At 65.7% G+C, this 12327-nt stretch carries 13 protein-coding genes and 1 pseudogene; 1 reads left to right on the top strand and 13 read right to left on the bottom strand.

Features of this window, described 5'->3' with window-relative positions; translation table 11 throughout:
* Positions 1-6: 6 nt before the first annotated feature.
* From ACHQ4I_RS07970 to ACHQ4I_RS07910, 13 genes and pseudogenes are all read right to left on the bottom strand, one after another.
* On the bottom strand, positions 7-780 hold the full coding sequence (locus ACHQ4I_RS07970) for a TIGR03084 family metal-binding protein (protein ID WP_420771042.1): 774 nt from the start codon (positions 778-780) through the stop codon (positions 7-9).
* A gap of 602 nt (positions 781-1382) precedes the next feature.
* A complete protein-coding gene (locus ACHQ4I_RS07965) occupies positions 1383-1586 on the bottom strand; it encodes a cold-shock protein (RefSeq protein ID WP_327099590.1) in 204 nt (67 codons plus the stop codon).
* A 589-nt stretch (positions 1587-2175) separates the two neighbouring features.
* Positions 2176-2865 (bottom strand): hypothetical protein, encoded by a 690-nt coding sequence (locus ACHQ4I_RS07960; RefSeq protein WP_420771041.1) that lies wholly within the window; start codon positions 2863-2865, stop codon positions 2176-2178.
* 40 nt (positions 2866-2905) lie between these two features.
* Positions 2906-3934 carry an aldo/keto reductase gene (locus ACHQ4I_RS07955; protein WP_420771040.1) on the bottom strand — a complete coding sequence of 343 codons (1029 nt, stop codon included), beginning with the start codon at positions 3932-3934 and terminating at the stop codon, positions 2906-2908.
* Entirely contained in the window at positions 3934-4824 is an 891-nt protein-coding gene (locus ACHQ4I_RS07950; RefSeq protein ID WP_420771039.1) for an alpha/beta hydrolase, read from the bottom strand. Before ACHQ4I_RS07950 ends, ACHQ4I_RS07955 begins: the two co-directional genes overlap by 1 nt.
* Before the next feature lie 57 nt (positions 4825-4881).
* Positions 4882-5760, bottom strand: a complete 879-nt coding sequence (gene sigJ / locus ACHQ4I_RS07945) for an RNA polymerase sigma factor SigJ (RefSeq protein WP_420771038.1) — start codon at positions 5758-5760, stop codon at positions 4882-4884.
* Positions 5761-5884: 124 nt separating this feature from the next.
* Entirely contained in the window at positions 5885-6838 is a 954-nt protein-coding gene (locus tag ACHQ4I_RS07940) for an NAD-dependent epimerase/dehydratase family protein (protein WP_420771037.1), read from the bottom strand.
* Between the two features lie 205 nt (positions 6839-7043).
* Entirely contained in the window at positions 7044-8495 is a 1452-nt protein-coding gene (locus ACHQ4I_RS07935; protein ID WP_420771036.1) for a hypothetical protein, read from the bottom strand.
* A gap of 171 nt (positions 8496-8666) precedes the next feature.
* Positions 8667-9308: a TetR/AcrR family transcriptional regulator C-terminal domain-containing protein gene (locus tag ACHQ4I_RS07930; protein WP_420771035.1), complete on the bottom strand. Its 642-nt coding sequence runs from the start codon at positions 9306-9308 to the stop codon at positions 8667-8669.
* Positions 9305-10210 (bottom strand): alpha/beta fold hydrolase, encoded by a 906-nt coding sequence (locus tag ACHQ4I_RS07925; RefSeq protein WP_420771034.1) that lies wholly within the window; start codon positions 10208-10210, stop codon positions 9305-9307. Before ACHQ4I_RS07925 ends, ACHQ4I_RS07930 begins: the two co-directional genes overlap by 4 nt.
* Before the next feature lie 426 nt (positions 10211-10636).
* Entirely contained in the window at positions 10637-10969 is a 333-nt protein-coding gene (locus tag ACHQ4I_RS07920; RefSeq protein ID WP_420771128.1) for a hypothetical protein, read from the bottom strand.
* A gap of 87 nt (positions 10970-11056) precedes the next feature.
* Positions 11057-11251: pseudogene (locus ACHQ4I_RS07915) on the bottom strand (TniQ family protein); the annotation flags it as partial.
* 256 nt (positions 11252-11507) lie between these two features.
* Positions 11508-11807 (bottom strand): hypothetical protein, encoded by a 300-nt coding sequence (locus tag ACHQ4I_RS07910; protein ID WP_420771033.1) that lies wholly within the window; start codon positions 11805-11807, stop codon positions 11508-11510.
* Positions 11808-11819: 12 nt separating this feature from the next.
* On the opposite strand from ACHQ4I_RS07910, the gene ACHQ4I_RS07905 reads away from it, so the two are divergent.
* Positions 11820-12188 carry a hypothetical protein gene (locus ACHQ4I_RS07905; protein ID WP_420771032.1) on the top strand — a complete coding sequence of 123 codons (369 nt, stop codon included), beginning with the start codon at positions 11820-11822 and terminating at the stop codon, positions 12186-12188.
* Positions 12189-12327: the final 139 nt, after the last annotated feature.

Here is a 12327-nt window from a genome sequence, read left to right as displayed (position 1 = left end):
GCCCGGTCACAGGAATACTCGAGCAATATCAAGCCACTTCTGCGCGTCCTCGCCGACCGCCATGAGGTCGGTCTCGGCTCGGGACCTCCGTTGGGTGACTCGAAGGCAGAAGTCGAGGGCACTGCCCTGAACTCGTTGCAGGGCATCTTCTGGGCCCCATACCCAGGCTTGGCCGTCGGGGCTAGTCAGCTCGATACGGAACGGCTCTGCCGGAGTAGGTAATTGGGCAGCATAGAACGACAGCTCTCGTCCTAGCACTCCCAACGAGGCCACATGCCGGAGCCGATTCGTCGGACGGCGTGAGACATCCAGTGCATCGAAAATATCCTGCCCGTGAGCCCACGTTTCCATTAGCCGAAGCGGCACCATAAGCGCTGCGGTCAGCTGCGAGCCGTACCACGGAAACCCATGGCCCAGTGGAACATCACGTAGCGCCGCCGCTACCTCGGTTCGACCAGTACGCCATTGTTCCAGCAGTACTGATCGTGGTTTGGCTGCGCCCTCGGCGGCGTCGAGATCAGCGTATTGACTGCCCGCGGCTTCGGCCTGCTTCAGCACAGCGTCGAACGCCTGCGGGGTCCGTACAGCGATGAGAACGTTCGCATCAGCCGAAGCGAGATGAGCGATCTGGTGGGCGATCGTCCACCCCGCTGCCGGCGTGGGCTTCGACCAGTCGGTCTGCGCTGCTACCAGGGCGTCGAGCTCATCTCCTTCAGCAACCAGGTCGGGTAGAGCAAGGTCGCGCTCTACACCGGACATGTCGAGGCCGTAGTCCAGCATCGGTATCACCTTCACACGCGTCGACGGCGACGGGCTTGTCCCATTTGGAGGGGTAGTTTGATCTGGTCTGGCCAGGCTACCCGAGCTTGATTTCAGCGAGTCGAACTGGTTCTGGCACAAGGTTTTTAGCGGCGTTGGGGATCGAGTCATGCGTTGAACAGGAGGCGGCGACCACACTGAATGATGTGAGCGAGGTCGAGCAGCTGCTCTGGGACTGGCTCGAGAACGACTGGCAGCGACTCGACGCGATCGACTGGGAACGCGCCGCTCTGGCCGGGCATCGTGGCACCAACACAGCTTTTCTCGCCGCAACGCCGCATCGTAGGCCAGCGCGAGCTTCACCCGGTTGCGGATCGGCTCCTCGGCAGCCACGGCCAGCAGCTCCAGCCACTGCGTCTCGTGGGGATCCACCGCAACATAGCCTCAATACCATTCAGATCAAATGGCGCCCCCGAGGAACCGTTGCGCTCGAGCCGATTCGGTACGGCTCGAATCAAGCCATTTCTCCGATGGACGGTCAGCGGCGGCGGCCCGGTTCATGGCCCCGGAACACGCAACAGCCCCGCACCCTGAGGGTGCGGGGCTGTATCGAGCTGCGTCGATCAGATAGCGCGGACGTCCTGGGCCTGCGGGCCCTTCTGTCCTTGTCCGACCTCGAACTCCACGCGCTGTCCTTCTTCGAGGGACTTGAATCCCGAGCCGGATACGGCGGAGTAGTGCACGAAGACGTCAGGGCCGCCACCGTCCTGCGCGATAAAACCGAAGCCCTTTTCGGCGTTGAACCACTTCACACTGCCTTGAGTCATTGCTTAATTCATTCTTTTCTGTAGATGAGCCAAGCGGATCACGTCGATAAGCCTGATCTCACCGGATAACCATCCCATGGATATGCGGCAGAAAACGCAAAGTGTGAGCCAACCGACCCTCAGCGCCCGGTACGGACACTGACTGCCGTGTCCTGTCGGGTGACTGATCTGACGCCACTGCCGATCCGAGCGCGCAGACCGCCGGTGGTCGAGCGCCCATCCGCGTGAGTGATACCGCGGCCGAAGTCTACGGATCGCGGGCGACCAGGCGGGCCTGCCGATGCCAAATCCGTGCAACCTCATTACGTCCCCAGGTCTATCTCCGGGCCTCGGCAAACACTGCCGGGCAGGTCTCCTACCGCCGGCGGAGCGTCGACAACATCCGAAATCGTCACAGGACAGATTGGTCGCCACGATCCCGGCCTCGCCCCGCAGCATCAGCGACCCGGGATGCCCACGCGCGGCGGCGGTGAGCAACCCGGTGATCGCCTCCTGCTCGGCTACCCGGCTGTACAACATGTGTTGCTACAGCCGCCCGAGTCGGCTGTAGACCAGTAGTTTGCCGCTCGATCCGAATACGAATTCCGCCTCAGGCATCGGGGTTCTTGCCCTCGGAGGTCTTCTTGATCCGGTCGATCTGAAGTTTGGCGAGATCGCCGTAGGGCTGTTCTTCACGGAGATCCTGGCTTGCGACGAGGACGAGGAGCCCTCCGACGCGCATCATGATCCTGGTCCTCTGGCCGGTGAAAGCGTCGGTCTCGTCCGCGCCCACTGAGGTCTGCAGCGGCTTCGTCTCGACGCCGTTGGCGCCGGCCGACCGCCGTTCCTCGGCCGCCAAGCCCTTCATGGCCGCCTTCGCGTCGTCCGGGGAGCGGAAGGAGTAGATCCGGAACTTGACCTCCGGCGACCAGGCTTTGTACGCCGGGTCCTTGTCCGGCTTGACGTCCGACCAACCCACGGCCACGAATCCGCCGCAGCTCGACTCCGTATCCTCCGCACAGGTCCTCATGCCATTGTCGAGGTCGACCCTGGGCCCGGAGCCCTGCCATCCCTTGGGGGCACCCGCCTTGCTCACCAGAGCCGTACGTATCTGGTCGGGCGTGAACGAAATAGGCGCCTTCGCCTGAGTGCCTGCGGAACCCGCCGAGCTGCCGCCGCACGCGGTCAGTGTTGCGACCATGGCAGTTCCGACCGCGATCCCCCGTAGCGCCTCGAGCGCGCCGACCCCATTCCGATGTAGATCAATTGACTGACACTCGATCGTATTGATACGCCGCATGATCGCCTCATGCTCGGCTGTACAGCATGTGTTGCTACAGCTACCCGGGGCGGCCGTCGACCCGTTTGCCGCTGGATCCGAACACGAATTCCGCTTCTTCGGTGGCCTGCTGGATGAACTGGAGCGGGAAGCCGAGGTCGATCGCGCTGGCCTCGTCCAGCCGACGCAGTGCGTCGGGGGGCAGCTCCAGGTCGATCGCGCCGAGGTTGTCGGTCAGCTGTGCGAGCGTGCGGGCGCCGAGGATCGGATGAATCCACGGCCGGTGTGCCCGCGTCCATGCGATGGCGACCTGCGAGGAGGTGACGCCGAGCTCGTCGGCCACCGTATCGACGGTGCGGGCGATCGAAAGGTCTCGTTCCGAGGCGGTGGCGGGGTCGACTCGGGTGGGCCCCTGGTGACCGGGGCGGGTGAACTTGCCCGAGAGGATGCCGCCGCCCAGCGGAGACCAGGCCGCCACCGACAACTCCAGTGCCCGTGCCATCGGCAGCAGTTCTCGTTCGATATCGCGTTTGACGAGGCTGTAGGGCAACTGCAGGCCCGCGAACGAGGTCCAGCCGCGGAATTCGGAGATTGTGTTGGCTCGCGCGACCAGCCAGGCGGGTGCGTCGGAGATGCCGAGGTAGAGCACCTTGCCGGCGTGTACGAGATCGTCGAGGGCCCGCATGGTTTCCTCGATCGGTGTGTTGGGGTCCCAGATGTGCACCCACAGCAGATCGATGTAATCGGTGCCGAGTCGACGCAGGCTGGCCTCGACCGAACGGACCATGTTCTTGCGGTGGTTGCCGCTGGCGTTGGGGTCCGTGCCGTCGGTGGTCAGGGTGTATTTGGTGGAGACCACGAATCGGTCCCGGTCGGCGCCGAGCAGTTCGCCGACGATGCCTTCGCTGGCGCCGTCGGTGTAGTTGACCGCGGTGTCGACGACGTTGCCGCCCGCCTCCGCATACGCGGTGAACATCTTCCGGCATTCTTCGGGGGAAGCGCCCCATCCCCAGTTCTCGCCGAAGGTCATCGCTCCGAGGAAGGCCTCGGATACTCGCAACCCGGTCCGGCCGAGCAGTCGGTACCGCATCACAGGCTCTCGTCGAAGAAGGCGACCGCCCGGTCGATGGCCGGCAGGACGTAGGTGTCGTCGTCGTAGAGGTCGATGTGATTGGTGGTGTCGAGCACCAGCAGTTGTTTCGGTTCGGGTGCGGCGGCGAAGGCCGCTTCGGCGTCCGCGAGCGGGATGGGCTGATCGCCGCGACCGTGCACGATCAGCAGCGGCGCGGTAACCAAGGGCAGATAGGCGTCGATGTCGAGGGTGAACTCCTGCAGTACCGACAATGCGGTGCAACGGTTTTCCCAGCCGGGCCGCCCGCCCCGATCGGTCCCGTAGTACTCGAACGGTTCGGGACCGGGGTTGCCGGCCGGCATGCCCTGCGGGTTGACCGCCGGCCAGTATTCGATCTCACCGGTATCGAACTGTTGCTGTGCGATCTGGGCGAACTGGCCCATCAATGCCCCGAAGTTGTCCGCGCCGAAGCGATTCCGGATCAGTGCCGGGTTGTTGTAGGCCGCCGCGATGAGGGCCACCGCCTTGACCCGCGGGTCGAATGCGGCCAGCTGGGCGGCGTAGATACCGCCCAGGCACACCCCGCAGACGGTGATCTTGTCGGCGTCGACCTCCGGACGCTGGGCGAGATAGCTCACCGCGTGCCGCAGATCGGACAGTTTGGCCGTGGCATCCTCGTGCTGGCGGGGAGCGCCTTCGCTGTCACCCCAGTTGCGGTGGTCGAAAGACAGCGCCGCATAGCCGCGCTCGGCGAACCGTTGCGCGTAGAAGCCCGTGACCTGTTCGCGCACACCGGAGAACGGTCCGGTCAGTACCACCGCACCTCGCACGGCTCCCGTGTCCGGCAGGTGCAGGTCACCGACCAGCCGGTGCCCGTCGCTGGTGAACTCGATCTTCTCGGTCCCCATCGTGTTTCCTCTCTCATAGGGCGACACGGGCCGTAAGCGACTCGCGTCCAGTTTCTTTCAATTGCGGGGTAGCTCCCGCGCGTGGGAAAGCTTGTCGGGGTTGAGGATTCCGTACAGGGCCTGAATCCGGCCGTCCCAGATCTCGAGGGTGAGCAGCTGCTCGTGGTCGCCGCGGCGAGTCCACGCGGCCGGCTCGCCGTTGACCTCGATGATGTGGGCTTCGTCGATCGGCGCGTTGGCCTGCAGCCACTCCACGAAGGCCAGGACGGCACCGATTCCGACGATCGGCTCCAGTGCCGCCCGCACCTTGCCGCCGCCGTCGTTGTAGGCAACGACGTTGTCGCTGAGCAGCTCTCGCAGTTCGGCGAGGTCGCCGCTACGAGCGGCGTCCAGGAACCGGGTCAGCAACTCACCGTGCTCGGTTGCCGACGGGTGGAACCGATCCCGGCCGTCGGCAAGCCGTTTCGCCGCACGGCGGTGGAGTTGCCGGCAGTTGGGTATCGACGACCCGACGATGTCTGCGATGTCCTCGTAGGGCAGGTCGAAGGCCTCCCGCAGCACGAAGACCGCCCGTTCCGGTGGCGAAAGCCGTTCCATCAGATGCAAAGTCGCGTAGGAGAGACTGTCGCGCAGTTCCGCGGTATCGGCCGGCCCGAAGGTATCGGCCGATACCGGCTCCGGCAGCCAGGGGCCTGGGTAGGCCTCGCGGGTCACCCGAGCCGAGCGGAGTTGGTCGAGCGCCAGCCGGGATACCACCGTCACCAGAAACGCACGAGGCTCGCGGATCTCGGACCGGTCGGCGCGCAGCCAGCGCAGATATGCCTCCTGAACGACGTCCTCGGCATCCCACATGCTGCCGAGCAGGCGATACCCGAGCCCGAGCAGCATCGGCCGGTGCTCCTCGAAACTGATCTCCGGACCGACTTCTAACGGCATGGTCGAACCTTTCTTCAGAGCCTTTGCTCCGGCGCACCTGCTCTAGTGCTGGACAATAACCAAGACGACGCCAACCCACACCCCGAGATCGGATCACCACGGATACGGCCCTGCGCGGATGTGATTACGCCGCCGCGGCGCGGTCGGCGCCGAGGTCGCTGGCGAATCCCTCAGCCCACGAGGTGAATCGGGGCCGCCAGTTCAGCCGCAGCCGGGCACGGGCGTTGTCGGCGCCGCGCAATTCGTTCATGAACGCCACACCCCAGCCACCGACCGCCAGCCGGGCCAGCGCGGCGGGGGCGTACTTCGGTGCCGAAGCACCCAGAAGATCGGCGTACTGCGGCAGCCACTCTCGCAACGGCGCGGGCGAATCGTCGACGATGTTCAACGCCCCGGTGACCTCGGTCCGGTCGAGGGCGGCGACGACGGCGCTCGCGGCATCGTCGGCGTGGGTGAACGAGAACACCGCGTGTCCGCCACCGACGAGGGGGACCTTCCCGGCCCGGACCTGGGCCGCGAACGATCCGTCCGCCGCGTAGCTGGAACCGGGTCCGTACAGGTGGCCGAACCGCAGCACCACGCCGTCGGCGGCGGTCGTGGCCCGCTCCAATTCGGTCAGCGCTGCCAGCACCGGGACGAACTGTTTCGGTGTGCGCGAATTCCACAGGGGCGCATCCTCATCGGCCGCCCCGGCACCGGGCTGGTACCCGTATGCCAGACCCTGGCTGATGATCCGGGTCGCGCCGACCGTGCGCGCCGCCGCGATCAGGTTGCGCGTGCCCTCGATCCGTAGCTGGTTGGTCAGGGCGAATTGTGTTGCGAGCCTGCGCGGATCGAGTTGCGCGGGTATCGCGGTCAGCATGTTCACCACCGCATCCGGATTCGCGTCCCGCACCGCGTGTGTCACGGCGTCGGGGTTCAGCGCGTCCGCTAGCACCACCTCGGCCCCGGCCCGGTCCAGCTGTGGCGCGCTCTCGGGGGAACGGGTCAGCCCGATCACATCGTGGCCCACCGCACCCAGCAGCGGCACCAGGCTCCTGCCGATGACTCCGGTCGCTCCCGCTACCAAAACCCTCATGACCACTCCTCGTTGCCGCCCCGGCGTTTCGAACCGGGGAAGTTCGATTGCGACTACAGGACGGGCGACCGGTCACCAACGTGACAACTCTGTCTGTGATGTGAGTCATACGAGATGGCGGCGGTGAAGTCCCGCGGGCCTGCCGGGCAAGCATCAAGAGCCGGGTGCGCGGAGGCAACGGTGCGAACATAAGAAGACCTCCAGGTCAGGAGTCGAGCACCAGAACGGTGAGCGAGTACGGCGAGACGGTGACGGACTGGTCGAGATCGACTGTCCTGGTGGTGTATTCGATATCTGTGCTGTGTGTGCCGTAGGTGAACACGGTCGTGTCGCGGTTGTGTGGACCCGGCACGTCCAGGCGCACGGTGTGGTCGGCGTTCGGGTCCTGGTTGATGAGCAGCACCGCGGTCCGCCCGTCCGGGCGGCGGGTGGCGTGCGCGACGATCCGCCCATCGCTCGAGGTCGCTGGGAGTAGTTCGGCGCCGGCGGGGGTCAATTGCTGGAGCAGTTTCAGGCCGTAGTAGGCGGGAAACGGTGTGGTGGCGGGCGGCTGACAGTAGTCCGACGGTTCGACCATCGGGCTGTCGGCGGCGCACAGCCCGCTGGAGAGCAGGCCGCCGTCGCCGTACCCGGCCGCGGTGTTGCCCATGATCTGGCCGAGCAGGGCGTACCAGTGCACCTGACTGGCGCCACCCTCGAGCAGGGTCAGGTAGTGGTCGGCAAGGAACAGCGCCGAGACTGTGCGCACCTGCTGACCGGTCGCGTTCGCGACGGACGCGGCCTCACCGATGATGATCTCGACGCGGTGCCCGGGTCCGGCGTGCTGGTCGATCAGATCGCGGAACCGGGCGACGAGGTCGCCGTTGGCGCGGGGCCGGTTCAGTAGGTCCGCATCGGCCATCGGTGGCCAGCCGGATCCGAAAACGAAGAGGTCGACGAAGTCGATATCGCGCCCGACGATCTCCAATACCGTTGTGTTCCAGTCCGTCAGCTCGGCATCGGAATCGCGGCTGCTGAGGCCGACACCGACGCGGATTGTCGGATCCGCTGCCTTCATCGCCCGGGCGAACTCCAGCACGTTGCGCGCATAGGCCTGCGGGGATTTGTAGGCATGGCCGTCGGGTTCGATGTTTTCCTGGGTGGGCGACCAGCCGTTGAAATGCATGCTTTCGCCGATCTCCCAATACTTCACCCCGTAGCGCTTCTCGTTGTTCGCATACCGCACCCACGCCGCGGCCTCTTCCGGTGTGCCTGTGCCGTAGTTGACATGAACCAGCTTGTGCTCGATATCCCCGGCCCGGGCGAGCCCGGCGAACTGATCGAAGCCGAACTTCGGCCGCAACAGCGTGTAGTCGTAGGGGTGCTGCGCCTTGCCGGGATCGGGCCGGAGCGTGCTGGTCTGCCAGTCGTACATGTCGACCGGCATCCCGGCATCCCAGTCCAGCGTCTGCACGCCCGCAGCGCGCAGCAATCCGGGAACCTCGGGCTTCACCGTGTTGGCGTTCCAGAATTGGGCATCCACACCGACCGCGCCGGGCCCGATGACCGCCGCAGCAGGGCCGGGTCCGACGCGGACGGCGGCATCGACCCGCTCGAGCCCCTCCGCGTGCCCTGCAACCGGTTGAGCAAGCGCGACAAGGGTCGCGGCAACCGCCATCACCGGCAGCCTTCCATTTCGGTACATCAAATACTCCCGCCCGTCGGCTCAGCTGATGCACACCTCGACACCAACCTATCTACAATGTAGATCTACTCTACACTGTAGACACAAGGTGGTCGACGACTTGGTCCCGGTGAATGGTTCCGGTGTCCCGGAGGGCTGTGGAACCTAGCCGACGTGGTGGTCGAATCCGTCGAACAGGGCGGTGAGCCCGATGTCGAAGTAGTCGCCGGATGCTGCGTCGGCCGCGGCGGCGAGTTCGTTGTAATCGGGCGAATCGGCCGCCGGTTTCCGGCTGCGTCCCGCGGCGGCCACGTCGGATGCGTGGCTCAGGATGTGGCCGATCGCAAACTCGCGCAGGCAGCGCGACAACTGCAGTGCCCGCGCGGGCGCGAAGCCCGAGGCGGTCAATCGCGCGATCATCCGATTACCGATGTCGATGGCCGCGGCGCTGCGTACGGGGCGGGTGACAAAGACGGACACCGCCTGCGGGTGCCGGGTCAGGACCGAACGCAGCCGGTGCGCGTAGGCCCGCATCATCTCCCGCCAATCCGCTTGCCACGGTAGATTTTCCAGCTCCAACTCCTCGAACAGCACTACGGCTATACCGTCGAACAGGTCTTGTTGATCAGCGAAGTGCCGGTATGCGGCCATCGGGTCCGCACCCAGCGCGGCGCCGAGTTTGCGCATCGAGAAGCCATCCAGGCCCTTCTCGTCGATCACCTCGAGTGCCATCGCCGCGATGTATTCACGGTTCAGCACCACCCGGGTCGGTGCGACCGGACGCTTGCGCGAACTGCCCCCGCTCACGACGTCATCTCCTCGAACAGCTGACACAACCGGGCTGCGAACTCCTCGGGCTGCACCAGGTATGCCACATGTCCTCCGGGGAACTGCGCGCTCACCATGTTCAGCTCATGGGCGAGAGCTTCGGTGGCCAGACAATACGATCGGCCGGCACTGTCGCGGCCGGTGGCCAGACGCCACGGCACCTCGACCTTTCGCAGCGCATCGATTTCCGGCCGGTAATCGAAGCACAACGCGGGCATTTCCCGCGTCAGCAGCAGATCCGCGTTGCCCAGCTGACGAGTCATCGTCGACGGCTCACCGCCGCTGATGCGCCGGAACGCCGATCCCGCCGCCAGCCCCACCCGGCTCGCGCCGGCCAACGCGATCTGGCCCGCCGTCGTGCGGAGCACTGCGGGCAGGTTCGGCACCGTCAAAGCACCGAATGCGGCGTAGCCACGCATCAGGCTCTTCTCCACCGCGAGCCGGTTGATATCCAACAGCTCCTGCCGTGCGGAACTGCCCTCGGGCAGCAGCCGGATCACCGGCGGTTCGTGCACGACCGCGGCCACCAGCCGATCACCGTGGTGGGCAAGCACCTCCAACCCGATGACACCACCGCCACTGTTGCCGAACAGATACGCGCGGTCGATCCCGTAGGCGTCCAGAACAGCGACGACATCGCCCGCCTGGGTCGTCGCATCGATCGCGGCATCCGGTGCGGTGAACGGGCTACGCGAATTGCCGCGCCGATCGAACGTGATGACGGTGTACCGTTCGACCAGCAGCGGCACCGCGTTCTCATACATCCCGGCGTCACCCCCGCCACCAGACACGAGCACCAAAGGTGGACCGCTCCCCGCCGATTCGGCATACAACCGGGCACCCGGCACCTCGACGATCCGCGAAGCATTCTTGTCACTCACAACCGCACTCCTTCCACACAGCAATGCTTACGTCGTAGACCATATCTACACCGTAGCTCGAGGCAGAAACGCCGGGATGTGCTCGGGACCCCAGCGGCAGGGACGCAAAGCGGCGTCACGCCGGGCCTGTGGCTGACCGCCGACCTTGCTGAAACCGCGTAACAGAGGCATGTAGGCAGCTCGCAGGCCGTCAGAGCACGCAGCGGTCGGCCGGGAAACTCGGAATCCCCAGAATGTCCTGGCGGCTCGGCGGGTGCTGGCCGGCAGCAGCGGCCGGAGGTGTTCACGGATCGTGTCCGGGCCGCCGCTGAGAAGGATCTGGTCGGCTATGTGTATGAGCCCGGCGCTGGCGGCAGCTGCGGCGGGTGGCGAGTCGAACCTGGTGGGTGTTGTAGAGGAAGGGACGGTGCTGTGTCGGTTGGCTGCTTATTGCCGTATCGAGGTGATGTGTTCGTCGATGGCGGCCGCGGTGTCCTCCGAGGGGCACAGGTGCCGGACCGCGGGCCAGGTTGTGCAGGCCAGCAGTGCCAACGCCTGAATATCGGTGAAGTAGCGGACGGGTTGTGTCGGCCGCCCGGCGCTGAGTGTGTGAGCAGGGCCGTCGAGTGCCAGGAGATCGAGTATCTTGTCCTGCAACGTGATCAGTGCGGGATCGGCCGCCCGGTCGAGCCGGGCTCCGCAGCAGACGGGCCCGAGGCGGCCTCTGCCGGGGCCGAGCGCCGCCCGGCATTGAGCGGGGTGGAGTTTGCGTGCATGCATCGCGGGCAGCATTAGGGCTGGTGTGCCGGGTCGATGGCCGTGGACGAGCTGATCGCATTCGGGGCAGCGGTGTTCGAGTAGACGCCGGTGCCGGGTGCATGCGAAAACGACTGGCAGGTGCCAGAGCCTGCGCCATGCTCCGCCGAAGGCTTCCTGGACGGGGGATCCGTCGCCGGCGAGGCAGTCCGGGCAATAGCGGGTCGCCGGGGACGAAAACGCAGGGTTGCTCAGAGGACGGGGAACGGGCGCGGCCTCGGCGGCGAGCGGATAGCGTGGCTGCAAACCACCTCAGGCCGAGCCGGTCGACTTCGGCGATGGAAGCCTGGTCGTATAGGCGAAGGTCTGCCGAGCCGGTGCCGGGATTTCTGCCAAGAGGCTGGCGGGCGGGCAGGTGCTAACGCGTTGGTGTGGTTTCAGCCCGGTCAGCTCGGCCAGGCGGGCCGGTGACAAGTTGAGCCGGTAGGACGAATCCGGGCAGTGATTCGTCCTGTAGCGGGACAAGACTTCGGCCGAGCGGCATGGCGCTGGGCATAGGCGTTCAGCCTGCGCTTTCGGTTGCCGGGATGCCGCGGTCGTCGAACATGGTGTTGCGGGGCTTGGACGATTTGCGGGTTTTCGCGGGCGTGGCGGGGATCTCCGGGATTTCACCGGAGTCTGGGTCGAGGTCGGGCAGGTCGGCCGGGCTCAACGCGAGGGTATCGAGCAGTTCGGCGGTGATCTGTTCTTCGCCGGTTTCGATGGCGTAGCGGCATCCGGCTTGGATGAGTTTCTTGACCAGGCCGATGATTCCGCCGGTGCGGCGGAACAGATATTCGGGCATGGTTCCGTCGCTGAGCATGCCGTCGACGTTGTGCAGCAGCCGCAACTGCTATTCGATCCCGACCAGATGCATTGTCCAGGTGGCGATTCCGGCTGGGGCGTCGTAGCTGAACCGGTCGAGATCGATCAGGTCGAACCGCAGGTCGGTCTGACCGGGCGCGTCGTCGTCGCGGCTCTTGCCGCGGTCTTTGACCGGCGGGAACAGCCATTGCCCCGTTCGCGGGTCTTTGCGGCCGTCGCATGGCTGGAGTTGCCGCAGTCACCGCGTCGACCGCAGCCGGGAGGCGGCGACGCATGGGGGTTGAAATGCCGCGAACGACGGCTGCCCAGAGACGAAGGCCACGATCTCACCGTCGAGGACGAAGGGCGGATCGGCTGCCAGACTCGTCGGCCGCGGTGACAGCCGCGGTGTTACAAGGAAGTTACTCCTCGTCAGCTTCTGTGAAGCTGGCGTAGAGGCGGTTGTATGCGCGGCGGCCCTGATCGACGAATCCTGTTGGTAGCTAGATTCTTTCGAACACAGGGCCGCCGCTTCGGTA

Source organism: Nocardia nepalensis, assembly GCF_048910785.1.
Classification (GTDB): domain Bacteria; phylum Actinomycetota; class Actinomycetes; order Mycobacteriales; family Mycobacteriaceae; genus Nocardia; species Nocardia nepalensis.
Note: the sequence above shows the minus strand (reverse complement) of the source record. Positions and strands in the feature narration are given on the sequence as shown.

Excerpts from the sequence above, each read along its gene's own strand:
- sigJ (WP_420771038.1), bottom strand. The coding sequence starts at position 5,760 with ATGCCGTTAGAAGTCGGTCCGGAGATCAGTTTCGAGGAGCACCGGCCG.
- ACHQ4I_RS07955 (WP_420771040.1), bottom strand. The coding sequence starts at position 3,934 with ATGCGGTACCGACTGCTCGGCCGGACCGGGTTGCGAGTATCCGAGGCC.
- ACHQ4I_RS07950 (WP_420771039.1), bottom strand. The coding sequence starts at position 4,824 with ATGGGGACCGAGAAGATCGAGTTCACCAGCGACGGGCACCGGCTGGTC.
- ACHQ4I_RS07920 (WP_420771128.1), bottom strand. The coding sequence starts at position 10,969 with ATGCATGCACGCAAACTCCACCCCGCTCAATGCCGGGCGGCGCTCGGC.
- ACHQ4I_RS07970 (WP_420771042.1), bottom strand. The coding sequence starts at position 780 with ATGCTGGACTACGGCCTCGACATGTCCGGTGTAGAGCGCGACCTTGCT.
- ACHQ4I_RS07940 (WP_420771037.1), bottom strand. The coding sequence starts at position 6,838 with ATGAGGGTTTTGGTAGCGGGAGCGACCGGAGTCATCGGCAGGAGCCTG.
- ACHQ4I_RS07935 (WP_420771036.1), bottom strand. The coding sequence starts at position 8,495 with ATGGCGGTTGCCGCGACCCTTGTCGCGCTTGCTCAACCGGTTGCAGGG.
- ACHQ4I_RS07965 (WP_327099590.1), bottom strand. The coding sequence starts at position 1,586 with ATGACTCAAGGCAGTGTGAAGTGGTTCAACGCCGAAAAGGGCTTCGGT.
- ACHQ4I_RS07960 (WP_420771041.1), bottom strand. The coding sequence starts at position 2,865 with ATGCGGCGTATCAATACGATCGAGTGTCAGTCAATTGATCTACATCGG.
- ACHQ4I_RS07910 (WP_420771033.1), bottom strand. The coding sequence starts at position 11,807 with ATGCTCAGCGACGGAACCATGCCCGAATATCTGTTCCGCCGCACCGGC.